A 20,994-nucleotide genomic window follows, 5' to 3' on the forward strand; every position below is an offset into this window, starting at 1 on the left:
CTCTTCCGGGGGTGCCGGGGCGTGACGTGGCCTGCGAGAGTCCGGAATTCCTCGGTACGGCACGACAGGAAGATCCGGTACATGCCCGACGTGATGGCCCGCTACGACGTTCCCGCCACCATGCGTGACGGCACCGTGCTGCGGGCGGATGTGTATCAGCCCGCCGAAGGCGGACCGTGGCCCGTACTCCTCACCCGCCTCCCCTACGGCAAGAGCACTCCGCCCCTGCTCGGCGCCGTCGATCCGACGGGCCTGGCACGCAGAGGATTCCTCGTCGTGATCCAGGACACCCGAGGCCGGTTCGCCTCGGACGGAGCGTGGGACCCGTGGACCCATGAGGCGGACGACGGCTACGACACGGTCCGCTGGGCCGCCGCCCTCCCGGGTTCCAACGGCCGCGTCGGCATGTTCGGGCAGAGCTACTTCGGCAACACGCAGTGGATGGCCGCCCTGTCCGGGCCGCCGGAGCTGAAAGCGATCGCTCCGCTCGACACCTTCTCCGAACCGGACGACGGACTCTTCGCGCGGGGAGGGGCCCGCGAGCTGGGCATCGCGCTGCCCTGGTCCCTGTTGCAGGGGATGGACACCGTCCTGCGCCGGCACGCCGCCGCCCCGGCCGCACTGCCGTCGGCGCTCCTGGCGCTGGTCCGCGATCTGGACATGGCCGCGACGTCCGGATACCGGGAACTGCCCGCCGGGCACCATCCCGCCTTCCGGCGCCACGACATCCCGGACATCGGCTACGAGCGCTCCCGCCGGGAGCCCGAGTGGAGCGCGGCCTGCCGGGTCGCAGGACGCCAGGCGGAAGTCGACCTGCCGAGCCTACAGACCGGCGGCTGGTACGACATCTTCAGCCAAGGCACCCTCGACAACTTCGCCGCGAGCCACGCGGCGGGGCGGCCCAGCACTCTGATCATGGGCCCCTGGACCCATGTCGACCACGGCCATCAGATCGGTGACGTCGACTTCGGTATGGCGGCGAGCGCGGAACTCCTCGGGTTCCGCGGCAGGTTCACCGATCTCCAGAGCACATGGCTCCGGCAGTGGCTCACCGACGAAACCACGCCGGGGCCGGAACTGCCCCCGGTGCTGCTCTTCGTCATGGGCAGGAACGAGTGGCGCGAGGAGCAGGAGTGGCCGCTGGCCCGCGCCGTCGACACAGACCTGTTCCTGCGAGCGGACGGGGCGCTCACCTTCGCCCTCCCGCAGGCAGGTGAGGAGATCGACGCCTATGCCTACGACCCCGCCGATCCCGTGCCGACCACGGGCGGCCCGCTCCTGATGACGGAGAACTTCCGGCCGGGCCCACTCGATCAGGCCGTGGTCGAGGCACGGCCGGATGTCCTCGTCTACACCACGGAGCCCCTGACCGAGGAGTTGGAGGTCACCGGCCGCGTCCGCGCGATTCTCCACGCGGCGACCGAGGCCCCGACCACGGACTGGGTGGTCCGGGTCTGCGACGTCGACACCGCGGGCGTCTCCCGGAACATCGTCGACGGGATCGTACGGTCGGTCACCACGCCGGGAGAGTTCGCCGAGCACGTCGTAGACCTGTGGTCGACGAGCCATGTCTTCCTCGCCGGGCACCGCATACGCGTCCACGTCACCTCCAGCAACTTCCCCCGTTGGGACCGCAACCTCAACACCGCCGACTTCCTGGACGGCGGAACGGACTCCTGTCCGGCCCGCCAGCAGGTCGCCCACGACGCCGCGCGCCCCTCCCGTATCGTCCTGCCCGTCGTCCCCACGCCCGCGGGCTGAAACAGCAAGCCGACCGACCGCCCACGCCGGTCCGGCGGCGGAGGCGGTCCGGCGGCGGAGGCGGTCCGGCGGCGGTGCGGCTTCTCCGCCGTCCGGCTCGGAGGGACCCCGCATATCCGTCGGGCCCCGGACGATGACGCAGCGCGCAGGCGATGACCTTCCGCCGAGAACCCGCCGGAGAGAAGCGGTAACGCATGTGGGCGACGAATGCGGCGATGGCCCGCTCCGGGACTCCCACCACGAGTCCGTCCCATTCCTCTGCCGCATCGATCACGTCCGTCCCCGGTGCGGCGAGGACCATGAGGAGGGGCACATGGACAGCGCCGGTCGGCCACAACGCGAGCAGGACGACGGGCAGCGCGCGCCTCTTGCCCATCAACACCCCGCCCTTGTCCCCCGTCCCCCGGGCTGATCCCCCGCACACGGAGCGCAGCGGCGAGGCTGCGCGACGCGTCTACAGGTTCGCCGAAGGTGAGACTGCGGCCAAGGGGTCGGGCACTTTACCTCCGTGGGTCTGGTATCAATGTCAACAACGCCCGCGCGCCCCAGTCTTCGTCACCGGCGGCCTGGCCTTCGCTGAGAATGGCCGTTCCTGTCTTCCCTTCGCCATGACGTCCGGCCAGCACGGCAGGCATGTACGAAGAAGGGGATCAATGAAGATCACCGACGACCTTCCCCACCGGCTCGACCGAACCGCCGAACGTGTCCGCAGGGCAACAGGGGTTTCGCTGGCCTTCGCCGGCTCCGTCACACCGGCCAACGACCTGGTCCTCGGCAACTTCGCGGGACCGACGGTGGGTGCCCTGCCCGGAGTGACCCTGCGTCATGGGGAAGGGCTGGGCGGCCGGGCAGTGGCCTCACGCCGGCCGATCGCGGTGAACGACTACTTCTCCTGTGACCAGATCACCCACCGCTACGACGTCGTCATCCGCGCCGAAGGCATCCGCGCCATCGCAGCCGTACCGGTAGTCGTCGACCGCAGGCCCATAGCACTGATGTACGCGGCGTTTCGCACTGACGAGATCGTGGGCGACCGAATCCAGGACGGGCTCAAGGACGAAGCCCGTGCACTGGAACAGGAACTCGTCACCCTGCACGCCCTGCGCGGCAGCCGGGAGGAGAAGGACGCGGATCTCGGAAGCCTGCGTGAACGCGTCCGGGAGGCGTACACCGAGCTACGGACTCTCGGTCGACGTGTTTCGAACCCCGCGCTGGAACGGGCGCTCCACGACATCGCTCGACGGCTCACCGAGCCCGACACCGATGGACGCCCCCTGGAGAACCTGACCGGGCGAGAGTTGGACGTGCTCGCTCTCGCGTCCTCCGGGCTGTCCAACAAAACCATCGCCGACCGGCTCGGACTGTCATCGCAGACCGTGAAGAGCTACATGAAGTCCGCGATGTCCAAGCTCCACGCCACCACCCGCCTCGAAGCCGTCGTGCTCGCCCGCCGCGCCGGCCTTCTGCCCTGAGACCCCCGCCCCGCGCTGCGGGCCGAGCGAACTGAGCTCGTGCTTCATGGTCCGCCTTCATCGGATCATGTGCTCCGACCAAGGTGCACCGACCGACCGAGGCGGCTCCGCTCCTTCTCTCTACAGTGACCGATGTGAATCTCCTGCCCCCGACGGACGACATCCCCACACCGCCGACCCGTCGGCAGGGCTGCCTGCGTGCGACGGGCATCACCACGCTGGCCTTGCTCACAGCGGCGGACCCGCTCATCGCCGTCGCGGGCGGCAAGACCCTCTGGCCGGTGCTCCTGGTCCTGTCCCTCGGCCTCGCGGCCGTTGTCTGGCCCTCCGCCCGGCAGCCCATGTGGCTCACCCCCCAGCTACGTACCGCCGTACCAGCGGGCGTTTCGCTGGCCTTGACCGCCGTGGCTGCGACAAGCGAGCGCATACGGACACTCGGCCCAGGTGAAGTGGCGGTCCTGCTCTGTCTGTTGTTGATCGCCGTACGTACCTGCTCACCCCGGTGGGCATGGCTGTGCGCCGTCCTCACAGGCGGGGCGATCCTTGGGGTGCTGCTGCGCTTCCACGACGTCATCGTCAAGGAAGACGCGTTGCTGTTCGCGCTGCCGTTGGCGCTGCTGACCGGCGTTTTCGCCGGCCTCGGCGGCTATCTGCGCTCCATGGACCACAGGCGCGGCGTCGCGGTCGCCGAGACCCGCCGCGCCGAACGCCTCGCGATGGCGGCCGACCTTCACGACTTCGTCGCCCACCATGTCACTGGCATCATGGTCCAGACACAGATGGCTCGCATGATGGCCGCCACCGAGCCCGGCCGCCTGGACCCGGTTCTTGCGGGAATCGAGCAGGCCGCGGCCCAAGCGCTCCAATCCATGCGCGTGACCGTCGGTCTCCTGCGCGGTGGTCCACAGGAGACGGCCCTCCTCGATCCGAGCCACAACCGCTCGATGGGCGACCTGACAACCCTTGCGGAACTCGTGGATGGGTTCGGCGGTCCAACCGGTCCGAAGGCCGAACTGCACGGCGACACCTCAGTACCCCGGAATCTGCCCCACGAAGTGCAGGCTGCCGCCTACCGCATCGTCCAGGAAGCCCTCACGAACGTACGCCGTCACGCCGCCGACGCCTCCGAAGTCACCGTCGCCCTCGCCCACGCCGACAACACCCTCTGTGTGACAGTGCACGACAACGGCCGCGGAGGCGCCCAGATGCCGTACGCCGCCCGCGGCGGAGGCTTCGGCATCGTCGGCCTCACCGAACGCGTCACCGCCCTGGGCGGCACGCTTCACGCCGGCCCACGCGATGACCACGGCTGGGAGGTCGTCGCCCTGCTCCCCACCGCGAGACGGGCGGACTGACCCGCGTGCGGTCGCAGAGGAGACGGCGGCGCCCGTCTGAGCACCGATGTGGGGTTCGGCGAACGTGACTCCCAGGCCGCCGGGTCGGGGGTGCTCGATGCCTGCGGCACCTGCCCTGCCGGAGTCGCAATCGGCATCGGGCGACAGGACTGACCGCCAGGGACGACAAGGTGCCGTGTCTCGCCGGCGACCGCCTCGGCTCACCCGCCTCCCGCGATTTCGTACTCGAAAGCAATTCTCGGCCGCCCTCGGCGTTTCACCGCTCCAGGTCCGATTTCTCGACCCTGGTGGCGTCTTCCGCCGGCCAGTGGATCATGCCGGCACCCGGTTGGTGCGGGCCACGTCGCCGTACCAGTGGGCCGATGGCTTGACGGTCCGTTCCTGAGTGGTGCGGTCGACGGCTACGAGCCCGTACGTGGGCCGATAGCCGTCCCACCACTCGAAGTTGTCCAGCAGCGACCAGTGGACGTATCCGGTGACGGGCAGTCCGTCGCCGATCAGCCGGTGCACGACACGCAGCCCCGCCCTGAGGTACTCGACACGGTCGGCGTCGTCGCCGGTCGCGACGCCGTGCTCGGTGATGACGACCTCCTTGCCGGGGAAGAGGCGCGCCACTCGCCGGATCGTGGCCTCGACCGCCTCCGGCGCCCACCGGTAACCCATCAGGGTTCGGCGGATTCCGTCGTCGGGCGCTCCTTCCACAGGTACGGCGGCTGCGGCTTGGCGGCGCAGGTACGGAAGTACGAGTGACTGCGTCAGGCGGCGGCTGCGCAGAAGAGCAGCACTGACGTGTCCGAGGCTCCGGGGAGCCTTGACGTCGAGGCGGGTGTAGGTCTGGACGCCGAGGAAGTCGTCCTCAGCGGTTTCGGCGAAAAACCGGTCCTCGTGAAGCTCCCGCGCCCATTCCAGGGTCGGGACTCCGCCCGAGTTGGCATGCCAGTCCTGAAGTGCATGCGCCATACCGACCTTGACTCCGGGCGCGAGTTCACGAATGACCTCCCGGGCGTTGCGATGTGCGGCGTTCACGCCTGCCGCCGCAGCGTCGAACGCGTCGAGGTTCCGCACGAAGGGCGGCGTCGGGAAAGTGCCCAGATACCCCCGCGTGATCATGTTGCCGGGTTCATTGATCGTGCAGATGTAGGGAGCACGGCTCTGCATGTGCTCCATCACGCGCGTGGTGTAGCGCCGGAACCAGGCCGGGAGGCTGGGGTTCGTCCAGGCGCCTGCCCGGGTCACCCAGGCGGGCAGCGTGAAGTGCTGCAACGTGATGATCGGGGTGACGCCGTGGTCCAGGCAGGTGTCGGCCATGTCCACGTAGTGCTGGAGCGCCTTGGGGTCGAATTCTCCTTGGCGGGGCTCGATGCGTGCCCATTCCACGGAGAAGCGGTAGGTGTTCAGCCCGAGTTTCGCGAGCAGCGCGATGTCCTCCTTGTAGCGATTGAGGTGATCGCAGGCGGCACCGGAGGGCTCCGCCATCGGCGCTTTGGGAGACGGGTCGGTCTCCCATTCCCACCAGTCGCTGGTCGCGTTGTCGCCTTCGACCTGGTGCGCGGCGGTCGCGGCGCCCCACAGGAAGCGGTCGGGGAAGATGAGCGGTTGGGACACAGTCGGCTCCTGAGGGTCTGTGCTCGCAGGGATTGGTCCAGACGGTGTGGCAACTCGGCCTTCGGCCGGCCGCCGGACGAAGGGGTCGAACGAAGGCATAGGACGACGAGGCCGCGCGCGGACATCGAGCCGAACGGGTCCGTCCGCGAACGCCCTGGACTTCGTGCCGGCGGGCTTCTCGCCATCACTAACGCGCGTTAGCGATGTGGGCGGGATCGTATCCCAGGCGTGGCACACCCACAAGGACGGAAGAACGGAAGAGCCACTTGCACACCGATCACTAACGCGCTTTAGTGAGTGTCGGCGAACCAACACCGAACCGCAAGAGGGTTTGGCGATGGCCCCACGTACCGCACAGTCCTCACGGAACCCGACATGCCTTGGTCAGTAACGGGCTCCTCGCCGAGCGGGGGCGGATCAGCCCGGTCGAGCGACGACCGCCACACAAACGACCAGACCGCTTGCCGCAGCTCCGACGGCGCCCTGTCACCCCGACCGCGCGGCGCGATCGTCGAGCCGAACGAACCGCTGACCGCTACCTCCATTCTCGCAAGAATCGTCTGCCCCCAAGGAACCTCTGTGACGCACCAGGACGCCACCGCCTCCGCACTCGTAGCCCAGCGCCCCAGCCTCGCCATGCGGCTCGTCGGCACGGTGCTCAGCCGACGGGCACGCCGCAAGGAAGGCACGCCCGCCGACCTGGCCGCGGATCGCCGACTGTTGCGGCGACTCGCGTCCGTGGTCCGCGCACCCCGAGGCGTGAAACTGACCGAGGAGGTGATCGCGGGTGTCCCTGTGCTTCGCGCGTCGTCCGGAGCACGGGCCCGTGGCACCGTCCTCTACCTGCACGGCGGGGCCTATATGGCCGGCAGCGCCCGGGACGGCGTCAACGCGGCCCATCTGTCCGCCGACGGCGGTCCCGACCTGGTCAGCGTCGAGTACCGGCTCGCACCCGAGCACCCTTACCCCGCAGCGCTCGAAGACGCGTTGGCCGTCTACCGGGAACTCGTACGCGCTCCCGGCCCCGATCGGCTGGTCGTCGTCGGCGAGTCGGCAGGCGGGGGCCTGGCGCTGGTGCTCCTACAGAAAGCGCGCGAGGAAGGTCTGCCGATGCCGGCCGCCGTCGTGCCCGTCTTCCCCTGGGTCGACCTGTCTCCCAGCGGCGCGAACAGCGCGGCCAACGCCGGACGCGACATGCTCGTCCGCTCTCATCTGCTGGAGGCGGCAGGCTGGTACGCCGGCGGACGTGATCGGCGCGACCCCGGACTGTCACCGCTGTTCGGAACCTTCCGCGACTTCCCGCGCACATACGTTCCGGTGGGCCGGTACGACCTCGTGCTCGACGACGCACGACAGCTGGTGGCCCGGATGCGCGCCGAGGACGTCCCCGTCGTCCTCGATGAGTGGCCAGGGACGATCCACGGTTTCCTCCACGTGCCCTCGGCGGAGCGCAGGCAGTGCCGTCGGCGGATACGAGCCTTCACACATGAGGCTCTTCCTGCCGTGACAGCCGAAGCCGATGCGGAATGCCCATAGGCTCTGCGCCGCCCGGCCGGCCCACGACGCGAACAACCGCAACCCGGACACTCGACCCCGCCCACTCCCAGCCGGGTCTCGCCCCTGACCGCACCCGCCTCTACGGTGAGCACCGGCGCGCCTTCGCGCACTCCACGGCCCTGCCGAACTCGGCCAAGAGTTTGCCGGGAGGGCCTTCACGTGCGCTCCTCAACAGGAAGCGCAGGATCATGTCCTCGACCGCTTCTACGCGGCACCGGCCTCGGGCTGTCCCTCGTCGCCGAAATCGCCGAACTCCATCACGCCCGCATGCACCTCGACAGCACACCCGGCCACGCCACCACGATCAGCGTCTTCTTCTTTGAGTCAGCCATCGATCGGGGGACGGGTCGTCAAGCGCGACGAGCGAGGCCCCCGAGCCGTCGATTCAGACCGAGCGACGCTCGATCACCTCGGTGACTTCAGGGCCGACCGGTAGGGGCCGGCCTTCGAGCAGGCTGGTGACGGCCTGGACGAGGTGGCGTGCGGTGCCTCGCATGTCCACCGCCACCATCGTCAAGGGCGGAGCGGCAAGACGAGCAGCCGGGGAGTCGACGGCGCCGATCACCGCAAGGTCCGCCGGTACGGTCAGCCCGAGTTCACGCAAGCCCGCGAGGACGGCCAGGGCTGCCACGGCATCATGGGCGCAGACTCCGGTGACGGCCGGGGTCATCTCACGCCAGGCCGCGACGGCGTCGACGGCGGCTCCGGCTCCTTCGTCATCGCTTGGGGTTGCCATAGCGACAGGAGCCGTCACGCCGTGCTCGGCGCACACTCGCTCCAGCGCGTCGAGGCGTCTCTCGCTCGCCTCGGCCAGGCGCTCGTCGTGAGGGCGGGCGTAGCCGAGCCGACGGTGCCCCGCCATGAGGAGGCGCTCGACCTGGAGCCGGGCGATGCTGTGCTCCCGGGCTCCCCAGACCCACTGCGCGACGGGGTCGGACTCAGCAGTCAGAGAAACCACCGCACGCACCCCGTTGCGCCGCATCGCGGCGACGTCGCTGTCCGGCAGGTCCCAGGCGAGAACGGCCACGGGCGTGATAGCGGTCCACACGTCACCGGCGGGCTTGGGGGACCATGGGTGGATCACTGTCGTGAGTCCGACCGCGGCGAACTCCGCCGACAGGAACTCGGCCAGTGCCCCGAGGTCGGTCAGCGGTAGCTGAGGTGGCTGGTGCAGGAGTACGACGTCGCTACGGCCGCGGCTGAGGGTGCGGGCTTCCGCCGAGGGGGCGTAGCGCAGCCGCGTGGCCGCTTCGAGGACGCGCCGCCTCGTCGGCTCGGGGATCGTCTGCCCCTTGGTGCCGTTGAGCACGAAGCTCACGGTGGTCCGGGAGACGCCGGCCTCCCGGGCGACGTCGGCACTGGTGACCCGGCCTCCCGACCGAGCAGCAGCCTGGCCCTCCATCCGTCCCCCTTCCGTTCCTGAGGGTGTACTACGCCTGAGGTACTGTACCGCCCACGCCACTAACAGGCGTTAGTGAACCGACCGGGAGCCGCAGTCGTTCACACACGGTGACGATGTGGTGGGTGCGGGCCTCGGTGTTCGCCGGCCGGCCCGGTCACCGCCTGGATGTTGACGCCGCGCCGTCCGGCCGTGCCGGAGCAGTCCCGCTCACGGTTGGCGACGCGGTCGCACTCGGCGAGGTCGGCCGCGAGCGGGCGTCCCAGGCCCGCCTGATCCTGCTGGACGCGATGCTGGGCCGGCACGCCTGCGGACGACGGCCCGGAGCCCTCGGCGTCTGCCGGCGGCGGACCGCGTGCCCGTGCGGACGGCAGCCCCCGGCCCCCGGTGCCCGTCGGCGGCGAGGAGCCCGGGCTTTCCCGCGGCGCCTCAGACCTGGCGGCGTCCGCCGAACACTCGGGCGACGAGCCGCTCTCCCCCGCCCCCGCAACCCCCTTGGCCGGGCTCGCCGAGGTCTGTCACAGTGCCGGCTGGTGGTGGGCCTACGAGAAGGTCGCCGTCGTGTGCGAGCGGCCGGTCGAGCTGCACCGGGACGAGGCGGGGCGGCTGGACCGGGGGGACGGTCCGGCGCCGGCGTTCCCGGACGGGTTCGCGCTGTGCGCGTGGCGCGGGATGCCGGTGCCGCCGGCGTTCCTGGAGGAGCTGCGGACGCTGGTGCCGCAGCGCGTCCAGGCCGAGGAGAACGCGGAACTGCGGCGCGTGATGCTGGAGTTCTACGGCTACGAGCGGTATCTCGCCGACTCGGGCGCGCAGCCGGTGCACCGGGACGAGACGGGGTGCTGTGGCGGATCGAGATGGGCATCGACGAGCCGGTGGTGATGGTGGAGGTCGTCAACCCGACGCCGGAGCCGGACGGTTCGCGGAACGTGTACCGGCTGCGGGTGCCGCCGCGGACGCGGACCGCGCGGGAGGGGGTGGCCTGGACGTTCGGGCTCGGCGCCGAGGCGTACGCGCCGCTCCAGGAGACCTGACCACCCCCGCCGGGTCAGCTCAGGCCGAGGTTCGCCAGGGCCGTCGTCCAGTCCGAGGCGATCGCGTCCCGGGCGTCGGCGAGGCTGACCTGCCCGGCGCAGACGGCCTTCTTGAGCTTGTTCTCGACGGTGTCCTTGTTACCGGCGGTCTTGTCGCCGTACTCCGGCTCGGGCCACAGGTTCTCGGGGTCCTTGGGGGCGCCGCCGAGTTCGAGGGGGATGAAGTGGTCCTCCTCGTAGTCGGAGGTGCTGGTGTCGCTGTAGCCGTACTCGACGATCTGCTGTTTCTTCAGGGCGGTGGTGTAGGAGCTGGAGGGGCGGACGGTCGCGGTCCAGCCGGAGACGCAGATGGTGGAGCCGATGGTGCTCTGCGTGACGTCGGGGTTGAGGGCCCCGGGCTGGCAGGAGGGGTCGGGCAGGGGGAGGTACGCCTGGCTGCACGACTGGGCGTGGGCCGTGCCCGCCGTGAGGGTCAGGCCGGCGGCGGCGAGGGCGAAGGCGGAGAGGGTCGTCACCACGGGGCGGGTGGTACGGGACATGGGGGGTCTCCCGATGAGGGCCCGGCAACGGTCCGGGCGGTCGCGCACATGACAGCACCTGGGGTTCTACGCGGATAGACGTCTTTGCCGAAGGAGGTGACGGCTTGGGGGACGAATGGCCGGGGACGGGCAGGCGGATGGCAAGGGCATTGCCGCGCCTTGTGGTTCGGGGCGAGGGAGGCCGTCCGGGGCTTCGGGAAGGGGCGGACGGAGGGCTGTCGAACCGCTCGCCGTGGGCCCGCCGGGAGTTCGTCCGGCGCCGCTCCCGAGTTCGCCCACATCACGCCCGCAGTTCTCTCGGCCCCGGCCCCCGAAATTCGTTTGCGGCCCCCCTGCGCTCCCCCGGACCCTGACGGCATGTCCTATGTCCTGCGCCCGGCCACGTTCGAGGACGCCCCCGCCGTCACCGCCCTGCTCAACGCGATCGACGTGATCGAGGTGGGCCGCCCGGAGACGGACCAGCACACGGTCGAGGCCGACCTGAAGCATCCCGACACCGACCTCACCCGCGACTCCTGGCTCGCCTTCGACGGCGGACACCTCGTCGCCTACGGCCTGTTGTGGGACGAGTCGGAGGGCGAGCGGATCGACATCGACCACTACGTCCTGCCCGAGCACCAGGAGGTGGGCCTCACCGTCCTCGCCGCGATGGAGGCACGCGCCCTGGAGAGGGCCCGCGCCAACGGGGCCGAGCGAGCCGTCGTCCACCTCTATCTCAACGTCCGCGCCACGCTGGACCCGGCGTCGCTGACGGCGCGCGGCTGGGGCGTCGTACGCCGCTATCACGTACTGCACCGGCCGCTCGACGCGGACCGGGACCGGGCCGTCGTCCTGCCGGACGGGGTGCGGCTGCGGGCCTGCGCGTCGGAGGAGGACCGGCGGATCGTCCACGCCCTCTACCAGACCACGTTCGCAGCACACTTCGACCACCAGCCGCGCACGTACGAGCAGTGGTTCAACGACATCGACGGCGAGCGCGTCGACTGGTCGCTGGTGTGGATCGTCAGCGCCCCGACCACGAACAGCACGGGTGACGCGCCGGACGCCGGTTTCCTGCTCGCCCGCAACGACCGTACGGCGATGGGCTGGGTCCGCAGCATCGGTGTCCTGCCCGAGGCCCGGGGTCAGGGGCTCGCCGGCCTGCTCCTGTCCCACGCGTTCGCGACGTTCGCCGAGCGGGGCCGGGACACCGTGGGCCTGGGCGTGGACACCGGCAACGAGACGGGCGCTCCGGCGCTGTACGCGCGCCACGGCATGACGGTGCACTTCGCGGTGGACACCTGGGAGGTCACCCTCACCTGAACCCCGCAATTCGCGCGTCCGCACACGACCGCGCCCGGCCCCCGAGGCAGAGGGGCCGGGCGGAGTCGTATCAGGGTTGCCGTGCGGTCCGGGCCCCGGGTGGTTCACCCGGGGGCGTCATGCCCGGAGCGTCACGGAGTGATCTGCCACCGCTGGATGTAGCCGGTGTCGATCGCCGCCCGGTCCTGGACCCGCAGCTTCCAGGTGCCGTTGATCGCCTTGGCGGAGGCGTTGACGGTGAACGTCTGGTCGACGTTGTCCGCGGAGCCGCCGGAGCGGTTCAGCAGCGAGTAGACCGTGCCGTCGGGGGCGACCAGGTCGACCGTGAGGTCACCGCGGTAGGTGTGCACGATGTTGACGTACACCTCGGTGGTCGCGGAGGCGTTGCCGTCGCGGCCGGTGATGGTGACCGGGGACTCGACGGCGGCACCGTTGTCGGGGATGTCGACGCGGGTGGCGTTGGCGTAGATGTTGGCGATCCGCCAGCTGAACGTCTGCGAGACGGAGGCGCCGGTGGCGTCGGTGACCTTGACGGTCACGTCACCGGTGCCGAGCGTCGTCGGGACGCCGGAGATCAGGCCGGTGGAGCTGATGGAGAGCCCGGCGGGCAGGCCGGTCGCCTCGTAGGTCAGGCCGGCACCGGTGTTGGTGGTGTAGGCGTCGACCTGGAGGGAGACGCTCTGCCCGACGCCGGAGACCTGGGCGGAGATCGGCGCGACGTTGACGCCGAGCGCGATCCGGCTGCCGACGTTGATGCCGGCCCAGGCGTCGGCGACGGCCAGGTAGGTCGGGCTGTAGGCGCCGAACAGGTCCGTGGCGGCCGACAGGGTGGCGGTGCGGGCGCCCGCGTAGTTGGTGGAGGACGTCATGTACGTCGTCAGCGCGCGGTACCAGATCTTCGCGGCGTTCTGGATGCCGATGCCGGTGACAGACTTGCCGTCGAACGTCGGGCTGTCGTAGGCGACGCCGTTGACGGTCTTGGCGCCGCTGCCCTCGCTCAGCAGGTAGAAGAAGTGGTTGGCCGGGCCCGAGGAGTAGTGGACGTCGACGCTGCCGAGGGAGGAGCTCCAGTTGTCGTACGAGGAGCCGTCCTTGGAGGGCTTGTCCATGTAGCGCAGCGGGGTGCCGTTGCCGTTGATGTTGATCTTCTCGCCGACGAGGTAGTCGCCGGGGTCGGCCGGGAGGTTCTCGTAGAACTCGACGGCGGCGGCGAAGATGTCGGAGGTCGCCTCGTTGAGGCCGCCGGACTCACCGGAGTAGGTGAGGTTGGCGGTCGCGGCGGTGACGCCGTGCGTCATCTCGTGGGCGGCGACGTCGAGCGAGGTGAGCGGGTTGTTGTTGCCCGAGCCGTCGCCGTACGTCATGCAGAAGCAGGAGTCCTGCCAGAACGCGTTGACGTAGGAGCTGCCGTAGTGGGCGCGGCTGTAGGCGGCGACGCCGTCGTTGCGGATGCCGTTGCGGCCGTAGACCTCTTTGTAGTAGTCCCAGGTGGCCGCGGCGCCGAAGGCGACGTCGACGCCGGCGGTCTGCCGGTTGCTGGGCAGGCCGTTGCCCCAGACGTCGTCGGCGTCGGTGAAGAGGGTGCCGGTGCCGGAGGTGCCCTGGTTGAGGTCGTAGGTGCGGTGGCCGGCGCGGTCGCCGTCGACGAGCTGGTACGTCGAGCCGGAGAGCGTCGAGCCGAGCGGGACGGTGCCGCTGTACTGGCCGGTGCCGGTGCCGGTGTGGACGCCCTCCTCGGCGAGGAGCTGCTTGCCGGAGGTGGCGTCGCTGACGACGCGCAGCTCGCTCGGGGTGCCGTCGGCCTGGGTGCCGTGGACGGTGGTCTCCCAGGCGAGGACCGGCTTGCCGTCGCTCGCCCAGACGACGAGGCGGGGCGCGTTCTCGGTCTCGCCCTTGGCGACGTCGGCGTTCTTCGCGGCGCCGAGCGCCTTGCCGGAGGCGGTGGCGGCGGTGATCTTCGGCGTGAGGGAGGGCACGGCGAGCGTCGCGTCGCTGGCCTTGGTCGTCGTCGTACGGCCGCTGGTCGCGGTGTGCACGACGAGGTCGCCGCCGAGGACGGGCAGGCCCGCGTAGGTGCGCTCGTAGCGGGTGTGGACGGTGCCGTCGGCGTCCTTGATCACGTCGCGGACGACGAGTTTCTCCTGGCCGCCGAGGGCGAGGCTGCGGGCGGTCGTCGCGGCCGAGGCGGTGGCGCTCTTGAGGAGCGTCGTGCGCTGAGCCGGCGTCAGGGCTATCTGGGCGGCGCCCGCGCGGGGGGTCGCGCTGATCTTCTTGGCGGCGGCGCCCGGGTCGGGGGCCGCGGTGGCGCCGCCGGTCTGGGTGCCGACGGCCAGCAGGGCGCCGGCCGCGGTGAGGGCGAGCAGTGCGGCGCGTCTGCGCCGGGGGAGGAGGCGGGATCGCCGGGGCAACGGGGTCTCCTTCTGCGTTCGGCCCCTGGTCGAGGGGCCGGTGAGGGCGCGGACGGCGAGATGACGCCGGTCCGGAGCGCTGCACAGGGGGGTGGCGGGCAGGTGGGGGGTGTCGCCTGGTGTGTGCGTGAAGAAATGGTGAACGCGAGACAGAAGAGTGACACCCCGTGCCGTTGATTGTCATGGGTACGTCAAGTCAACGGCTTGAACTAGCCCTTGTTTACTGGGAGTTCAGACTTTCAAGAGCGAGTTTTCGGACGCGCCTCGTCTTACCCGCCCCTTACCCACCACCCGTCACGCCACCCCCGGCAGATCCCCCCGCCACTCCAGCCGCCGCGCGTCCCCCGCGCCCCACGCGTACACCGCCCGGCCGCCCGCGCCGTACCGCCCGATCTCCGTCGCCAGCACCACCTCCCGCGCCTCGCCCACCCCGTCCGTCACATCGAGCAGCAGCCCGTCCAGCGGGCCGCCCACCAGTTCGGCGTAACGCCTGCCCGGTCGCGGTCCCGCGTCCTCGTGGTCCGCGCCGTAGACCCTGCCCCGCATGAACTCCGTCTCGTCCATGGTCAACAGCCTCCCACCCGGCACTGACAACGGCCCCGGAGCGGCCCTCGACTGACGGTCACTCCGATGCGAACGTCACGGTTTTTACTATTTGCCCGAATTGAGCATATTTGATCTTTATGTAGAGATATGGGGTGGTGGTACTCCATGAGACGAGGAGCAGCATGCGCAAGGAAACACTCCGGAGACGGGTACGCCGGCGGCTCGCCGTCGGTCTCGTGCTCGCCGTGTGCGCGGCCGGCCCGCCGGTCGCCCAGGCGGCCTCCGCCGCGCCGGGGCTGACGAGGGTTCAGGGCTCGGGCGACGGCACCGTGACCGTACGGGTCGTCACCGACGTGGACGCGGACGGCGCCTACGACAGTGTCCTGGAGCCCGGGATGTCGGGCGTGACCGTCACGCTGACGGACGACGCGGGGAACACGCTCACCGCGACGACCGGCGCGGACGGAGTAGCGTCCTTCACCCCGGCCTCCTCGACGCTGACCGGCGGCAAGTACCGGATCGAGGTGAAGAACCCGGACACCTCCGCCTACCAGCCGGCGGTCGCGGGCCTCGGCACGGGCGCCGGGGTGATCCGCTCGAACACCGGCTTCGTGGACGTCTCGGGCGGCACCGACGTCGTGTACACGACCGGTTTCCTGGAGCCGGACGTCTACTACCCGGAGACCCCGACGCTGGTCACGGCCGGGCTCGCCAAGGGTGACGCGACCGGCATGCAGGGGCTGATGCGGTTCGACGGGAACCTCACGAACACCTCCCCCGGCGGCACGTTCACCCAGCTCACCGACAACACCGCCCAGCAGGCCGTCTTCGGCATCGGCACCGACCGCTCGGGCAACGTCTTCATGGGCACGTCGGTGAAGCGGCACACCACGTACGGTCCGGCGGGCCCCGTCAACGCGATCTACCGCTACAACGACACCAGCAAGGCCGTCACGACGTTCGTGACCCTGCCGGGTGACCTGACGGCCCACGACGCCACGAACAGCTACCTCCACGACGACGTCATCTACAGCAAGGTCGGCCGCGAGGGGCTCGGTGACGTCGACGTCACCGGCGACGGCAAGACGCTGTACGCCGTCAACCTCAACGACTCCAAGCTGTACAGCGTGCCCGTCGACGGCACCGGGGACGGTGTCACGGCGGGCACGCCGGCGTCGTACGCCATCCCGAAGCCGGACACCTGCGTCGGTGACTGGCATCCGTACGGCATCGGGGTGCGCGGGAAGCGGGTGCTGGTCGGCGGGGTGTGCGGGGCGGAGTCGTCCGTCACCGACACGGCGCCCTGGGGCGACCCGTCGAAGCTGAGCGCGCACGTCTACGAGTTCAAGGGGGGCGCGTTCAGTGAACTCACCTCCTACGCGCTGGACTTCGCGCGCGGCTGCGCGTACCGGTTCACCGGGACCCCGGACACCCTGTACCGCTGCGACGACACGACGACCGTCGGCGGGAAGATGAGCGCCGACTGGGAGGCGTGGAACGAGCGGGTGCCGGGGCGCGAGGAGCACAACTTCGTCGCCGCGCCGCAGCCGATGCTGTCCAACATCGAGATCGCCGACAACGGCGACCTGATCATGGGTTTCCGCGACCGGTTCGCGGACATGCAGGGCAGCCAGACCTACGCCTTCGGCTCGACGACGCAGCAGGTCATCTCGATCGCCGCCGGTGACGTCCTGCGGGCGTGCGTGTCGGGGTCGACGTACACGCTGGAGAACAACGGCTCCTGCGGCTCGTTCACGGGCGCGAACCCGGGGGACAAGCAGGGTCCGGGCGGCGGCGAGTTCTACGACGACACGACCGTCCTGGCCGACGCCCACCACGACCAGATCACCGAGGGCGGGCTCGCGCTCCAGCCGTACCGCAAGAAGCTGTGGTCGACGGCGTTCGACCCGTGGACGAACCAGGCGTTCGAGCAGGGTGTGCGCGAGTGGGTCGCGGACGGTTCCGTGCCCACCCGCAAGCGGGCCGACCAGAGCGGCACGATCATCGGGAACCTGCTGCTCAAGTCGACCTGGAACGACCACGCGAACCTCTTCGGCAAGGGCAACGGCCTCGCCGACCTGGAGCTGATCAGCTCCCCGCCGCCCGTCCAGATCGGCAACCGGGCCTGGTACGACGCGGACGGCGACGGCGTCCAGGACCCGTCCGAGGCACCGCTCCCGGGCGTCGTCGTCACCCTGACGGCCCCCGACGGGACGGTCCTCACGGCGACGACCGACGCGAACGGCGAATACTACATCGGCACCGACCAGGGCCTGAAGCCGAACACGACGTACGACGTCACCTTCGACTACTCCGGCGCCGACACCTCCGCCCTCCCCGGCTCCCCCACCCCCGCCGACCTCCAGTTCACCAAGGCGAACGCGGGCACCGACACCCACGTCAACTCCAAGCCCGACAGCACCGGGAAGACGACGGTCGCCGTCGGCGACCCCGGCTACGTCAACCACGACGTGGACGCGGGCGTCACTCCTCTCAACAAGGTCGGCGACTACGTCTGGTACGACGCCAACGGCAACGGCATCCAGGACACGGGCGAACTCCCCGCCTCCGGGATCACCGTCACCCTGATCGACACGGCGACCGGGAACACGGTCAAGACCATGCCGACCGGCGCCGACGGCAAGTACCTCTTCGACAAGCTCCCCGACGGTACGTACAAGGTCTGCTTCAGCAAGCCCGACGGCTACCAGTTCACCCAGCAGAACGCGGGCGCCTCCGGCAACGACTCGGTCGTGAACCCGGCGACCGGCTGCTCCGAGCCGGTCACCCTCGGCCCGTCGAACCGTGCGGACCTCACCCAGGACGCGGGCCTCACCCCGCTCAACAAGCTGGGCGACTACGTCTGGTACGACACGAACGGCAACGGCATCCAGGACACGGGCGAACTGCCCGCCTCCGGTGTCCCGGTGAAGCTGATCGACCCGGCGACCGGCAACACGGTCAAGTCCACGACGACCGACACGAACGGGAAGTACCTCTTCGAGGACCTGCCCGACGGCTCGTACAAGGTCTGCTTCACGGCCCCGGCCGGCTACCAGTTCACCAAGCAGAACGCGGGCGCCAGCGGGAACGACTCGGTCGTGGACCCGAAGACCGGGTGCTCGGCGCCGGTCACCATGGGTCCCCTGAACCGTACGGACCTGACCCTGGACGCGGGGCTGACGCCGCTGAACCGGCTCGGTGACTACGTCTGGTACGACGACAACGCGAACGGCATCCAGGACAAGGGCGAGAAGGGCGCGAAGGGCGTCACGGTCAAGCTGATCGACCCGGCGACGGGCAGGACGCTGAAGACCACGACGACCGACGCGAACGGGAAGTACCTGTTCACGGATCTGCCGGACGGGAAGTACAAGGTCTGCTTCACGAAGCCGGCCGGGTACGACTGGACGAAGGCGAACGCGGGCAAGGTCGGTGACGACTCCGTCGTCGACCCGAGGAGCGGCTGTACCGGGACCACGACCCTCGGTCCGGGCAAGCGCTCGGACCTCACACTGGACGCGGGTCTGGTCAAGCAGCTGAACCTGACCGTCCTGACGACCGACGCCAAGACGGGCAAGCCGCTCGGCAGCGTGGTCGTGCAGCTGTGGAAGGAGAAGGGTCCGAAGGTCGGCGAGTGCGCCACCCCGGCCGACGGGAAGTGCGCCTTCAAGCCGCTGCCGCCGGGCGTGTACTACGCGGTCGTCACGGACGTCCCGGAGGGCTACGAGAAGCCGGCGAAGCCCAGGACCACGACGTACAAGCTGACCGTGACGAACAACGGTCTCGTCATCAAGATCCCGATTCCGCGAGGGGAGCCCTGCAAGGGGAAGTGCTGACCCCTTGAACGGCTGAAGGGCCGCGCACCGGAGTTCACCGGTGCGCGGCCCTGACGTTTCGTCACTCAGCCGCTGTAGACGCCGACTTCACGCAGCGAGTAGCCCCACTCGGTGCCCCGCTGGACGCCCTGGACGCGGACGTAGCGGGCCGGGGTCGCGGTGAAGCGGGCGGTGTCGAGGCCGCCGTCACCGGCCGTCGTGGACCAGGCGGTCCGCCAGGTGCCGCCGTCCGAGGAGACCTCGATCCGGTACGACTTGCCGTACGCGCGCTCCCAGTCCAGCGTCACCCGGCTCACCAGCTGCGTGGCGCCGAGGTCGACCTGCCAGGACTGCGCGTCGCTCCAGTCGCTGGCCCAGCGCGTCGAGGTGTCGCCGTCGACGGCCCGGCCGGGCTGGTAGCTGGTGAAGGGGTTGGACTCGGAGGAGCTGGCCGTCGCGGTGCCGGTGCGGGCGAGGTTGACGCCCGCCTGGTGGCCCTCGGTGGCGCCCCAGGTGCCGAGGTAGGACTCGGCGCCCCGGAACAGGTCGCTGACCGCGTCCTGGCCGCCGACCTTGCGGATGTCCTCGATCCAGTCGGGGATCAGCCCGGAGTGGGCGGCGCCGTCGGTGTTGATGTCGAAGGTGCGCTGCCCGCTGGTCTGCCGGTCGATGACGGAGCCGCCGTCGACGCTGGTGAACGGGTACGTCACCTTCGTGGCCGTGTCGCCGCGCGGGGCGGGGTGGTCACCGATGCCGTTGAAGTCGGTGCCGTAGCCGTAGCCGACGCCGTACTTCGTGCGCAGCGCGTCCGTGCGGTTCGCCTCCTTCACGAACTCCTCGGAGCCGTGCATGTACTGGGCGACGAACCCGCCGAGCGCGTAGACCCGCTCGGTCCACTTGAGGTCCATCCAGCTGTGCGAGGAGAGGACGCCCGGGTAGGACGCGGCCTCGAACATGTCGAGCACCCGGCCGGTGGCCTTGACGCTCATGTGGTCGATCTCCAGCATCATCTTGCGCTGCATCATCCCGCGCACGGCGTACTCGCCGAGTTCGGTCAGCCCTCGCTTGTTGCACTGGGCGTCGGACACGTAGTCCGGGACCTCGACGCCGTCCGGCAGTTCCTCCTCGGCCTCGGAGGTGGCGCCGTTGATGGGGTTGTCGTGCATCGCGGTGGTGCACTTCTCGGTGGACCAGAACGTGCCGGTGGACAGGAACTGGCCGACGTTGATGGCGGTGCCGAGGCCGCCCTCGTCGAAGCGGACGCCGCACAGCGCGTTGTCGAACTTGTGGCACAGGAACATCGAGCGCACGCCGAGCGCGTACAGCTCGTCGAGGCCCTTGTCGATGTCGGCCTTGGAGCACTGCGCGATGTCGAGAATCTGCTTGCAGCCGAACGGCTCGGACGTCTCGACGCCGAGGATGACGGCCAGCTTGCCCTGCTCGATGACCGTGCGGGCCTGCGCGCTGTCGGTGACGATCCGGAACCAGCCCTTGCCGGTGCCGCCGTACTGCTTGTCGATGTACGCCTGGAGGTCGTACGTCAGCTTCGCCTGGAGGCGGATCGACGTCATCTCGTCGCAGGAGCGGTCCTTGAAGAAGTAGACCGAGCAGATGACGCCGTTGGTGACGAGGTCGTTGACCAGGACGCGCTGGCCGCCGCGCCAGGCGCGCTCGACCCAGGCGTAGTAGTTGGCCTGGTGGGTCATCGAGTCGTAGGCGGGCCAGTCCTTGAAGGTGGGCCAGCCGTTCGGGTCGTGCTTGCCGTCGCCGCCGTGGGTGATGTAGTCGAAGATCGCGAGGGTGCCGTCCGGGTAGTGCTCGGGACAGTCCTTGAGGGCGTCCGCGACGCCCGCCTCGGAGAACACCTTGCCGCAGATCAGCCGGCCGCCGAACGCCTCGTTGGAGAAGAGGTGGTTGTGGGCGTCGACGAAGCCGCGCACCTCGCCGGCCGCGTTCGTGCCCTTGAACGGCTCACCGGTGACGTTCACCTGCACGTCCGGGGCCGGGCGGGCGGTGGGGGTCCACCAGTCCGTGGCGGCCGAACTCGGCGTCGGCACCAGGGCGGTCGTCAGCAGGAACAGCAGGAGGGTGAGCAGGGTGACGCGTCTGCGTCTGGCCGTCGTCATGTGGCGGTCCCTCGGGTCGGCGGGGGGCGCGGTCGACGAGCCGGGTTGTGCGGCGTTCCCCTCACCGTTCCACGG

At 70.0% G+C, this 20,994-nt stretch carries 13 protein-coding genes and 1 pseudogene; 7 read left to right on the top strand and 7 right to left on the bottom strand.

Annotated features, from left to right (window positions below):
• The first annotated feature begins 81 nt into the window (after nt 1-81).
• The 3 genes from ABZX85_RS21285 (at nt 82) to ABZX85_RS21295 (ending at nt 4,588) form a co-directional block, all read left to right on the top strand.
• The gene (locus ABZX85_RS21285; protein ID WP_355870651.1) at nt 82-1,761 is read left to right on the top strand and encodes a CocE/NonD family hydrolase; all 1,680 of its coding nucleotides are present in this window, start codon (nt 82-84) and stop codon (nt 1,759-1,761) included.
• Nucleotides 1,762-2,414: 653 nt separating this feature from the next.
• On the top strand, nt 2,415-3,233 hold the full coding sequence (locus ABZX85_RS21290) for a LuxR C-terminal-related transcriptional regulator (RefSeq protein ID WP_355870654.1): 819 nt from the start codon (nt 2,415-2,417) through the stop codon (nt 3,231-3,233).
• A gap of 134 nt (nt 3,234-3,367) precedes the next feature.
• Nucleotides 3,368-4,588: a histidine kinase gene (locus tag ABZX85_RS21295; protein ID WP_355870657.1), complete on the top strand. Its 1,221-nt coding sequence runs from the start codon at nt 3,368-3,370 to the stop codon at nt 4,586-4,588.
• Between the two features lie 312 nt (nt 4,589-4,900).
• On the opposite strand, the gene ABZX85_RS21300 is transcribed toward ABZX85_RS21295, so the two are convergent.
• A complete protein-coding gene (locus ABZX85_RS21300) occupies nt 4,901-6,193 on the bottom strand; it encodes a family 1 glycosylhydrolase (RefSeq protein WP_355870659.1) in 1,293 nt (430 codons plus the stop codon).
• A gap of 579 nt (nt 6,194-6,772) precedes the next feature.
• Between ABZX85_RS21300 and ABZX85_RS21305 the strand changes: the two genes are divergently transcribed.
• Nucleotides 6,773-7,729: an alpha/beta hydrolase gene (locus ABZX85_RS21305; protein ID WP_355870662.1), complete on the top strand. Its 957-nt coding sequence runs from the start codon at nt 6,773-6,775 to the stop codon at nt 7,727-7,729.
• 406 nt (nt 7,730-8,135) lie between these two features.
• On the opposite strand, the gene ABZX85_RS21310 is transcribed toward ABZX85_RS21305, so the two are convergent.
• Both ABZX85_RS21310 and ABZX85_RS21315 read right to left on the bottom strand, forming a co-directional pair.
• Nucleotides 8,136-9,152, bottom strand: coding sequence for a LacI family DNA-binding transcriptional regulator (locus ABZX85_RS21310; RefSeq protein WP_355870664.1), 1,017 nt, complete (start codon nt 9,150-9,152; stop codon nt 8,136-8,138).
• Between the two features lie 98 nt (nt 9,153-9,250).
• On the bottom strand, nt 9,251-9,454 hold the full coding sequence (locus ABZX85_RS21315) for a hypothetical protein (RefSeq protein ID WP_355870666.1): 204 nt from the start codon (nt 9,452-9,454) through the stop codon (nt 9,251-9,253).
• A gap of 190 nt (nt 9,455-9,644) precedes the next feature.
• On the opposite strand from ABZX85_RS21315, the pseudogene ABZX85_RS21320 reads away from it, so the two are divergent.
• Nucleotides 9,645-10,180 (top strand): annotated as a pseudogene (locus ABZX85_RS21320) (DUF6745 domain-containing protein); the annotation flags it as partial.
• A 14-nt stretch (nt 10,181-10,194) separates the two neighbouring features.
• On the opposite strand, the gene ABZX85_RS21325 reads toward ABZX85_RS21320, so the two are convergent.
• Entirely contained in the window at nt 10,195-10,719 is a 525-nt protein-coding gene (locus ABZX85_RS21325; RefSeq protein ID WP_355870668.1) for a hypothetical protein, read from the bottom strand.
• A 357-nt stretch (nt 10,720-11,076) separates the two neighbouring features.
• On the opposite strand from ABZX85_RS21325, the gene ABZX85_RS21330 reads away from it, so the two are divergent.
• A complete protein-coding gene (locus ABZX85_RS21330; RefSeq protein ID WP_355870671.1) occupies nt 11,077-12,021 on the top strand; it encodes a GNAT family N-acetyltransferase in 945 nt (314 codons plus the stop codon).
• Between the two features lie 131 nt (nt 12,022-12,152).
• On the opposite strand, the gene ABZX85_RS21335 is transcribed toward ABZX85_RS21330, so the two are convergent.
• Both ABZX85_RS21335 and ABZX85_RS21340 read right to left on the bottom strand, forming a co-directional pair.
• Nucleotides 12,153-14,429 carry a M4 family metallopeptidase gene (locus ABZX85_RS21335; protein WP_355870673.1) on the bottom strand — a complete coding sequence of 759 codons (2,277 nt, stop codon included), beginning with the start codon at nt 14,427-14,429 and terminating at the stop codon, nt 12,153-12,155.
• Between the two features lie 294 nt (nt 14,430-14,723).
• Nucleotides 14,724-14,993, bottom strand: coding sequence for a hypothetical protein (locus ABZX85_RS21340; protein WP_355870675.1), 270 nt, complete (start codon nt 14,991-14,993; stop codon nt 14,724-14,726).
• Between the two features lie 164 nt (nt 14,994-15,157).
• On the opposite strand from ABZX85_RS21340, the gene ABZX85_RS21345 reads away from it, so the two are divergent.
• Nucleotides 15,158-18,814 (top strand): SdrD B-like domain-containing protein, encoded by a 3,657-nt coding sequence (locus ABZX85_RS21345; RefSeq protein ID WP_355870678.1) that lies wholly within the window; start codon nt 15,158-15,160, stop codon nt 18,812-18,814.
• A 65-nt stretch (nt 18,815-18,879) separates the two neighbouring features.
• Here the strand turns inward: ABZX85_RS21345 and ABZX85_RS21350 are convergent, their stop codons facing one another.
• Nucleotides 18,880-20,919, bottom strand: a complete 2,040-nt coding sequence (locus ABZX85_RS21350; protein WP_355870680.1) for a discoidin domain-containing protein — start codon at nt 20,917-20,919, stop codon at nt 18,880-18,882.
• Nucleotides 20,920-20,994: the final 75 nt, after the last annotated feature.

It is taken from the genome of Streptomyces sp. NPDC004539, from assembly GCF_040610055.1.
GTDB lineage: Bacteria > Actinomycetota > Actinomycetes > Streptomycetales > Streptomycetaceae > Streptomyces.

Coding starts and splice junctions, on each gene's coding strand:
- ABZX85_RS21285 (WP_355870651.1), top strand. CDS start 82: ATGCCCGACGTGATGGCCCGCTACGACGTTCCCGCCACCATGCGTGAC.
- ABZX85_RS21290 (WP_355870654.1), top strand. CDS start 2,415: ATGAAGATCACCGACGACCTTCCCCACCGGCTCGACCGAACCGCCGAA.
- ABZX85_RS21310 (WP_355870664.1), bottom strand. CDS start 9,152: ATGGAGGGCCAGGCTGCTGCTCGGTCGGGAGGCCGGGTCACCAGTGCC.
- ABZX85_RS21325 (WP_355870668.1), bottom strand. CDS start 10,719: ATGTCCCGTACCACCCGCCCCGTGGTGACGACCCTCTCCGCCTTCGCC.
- ABZX85_RS21330 (WP_355870671.1), top strand. CDS start 11,077: ATGTCCTATGTCCTGCGCCCGGCCACGTTCGAGGACGCCCCCGCCGTC.
- ABZX85_RS21340 (WP_355870675.1), bottom strand. CDS start 14,993: ATGGACGAGACGGAGTTCATGCGGGGCAGGGTCTACGGCGCGGACCAC.
- ABZX85_RS21345 (WP_355870678.1), top strand. CDS start 15,158: ATGCGCAAGGAAACACTCCGGAGACGGGTACGCCGGCGGCTCGCCGTC.
- ABZX85_RS21350 (WP_355870680.1), bottom strand. CDS start 20,919: ATGACGACGGCCAGACGCAGACGCGTCACCCTGCTCACCCTCCTGCTG.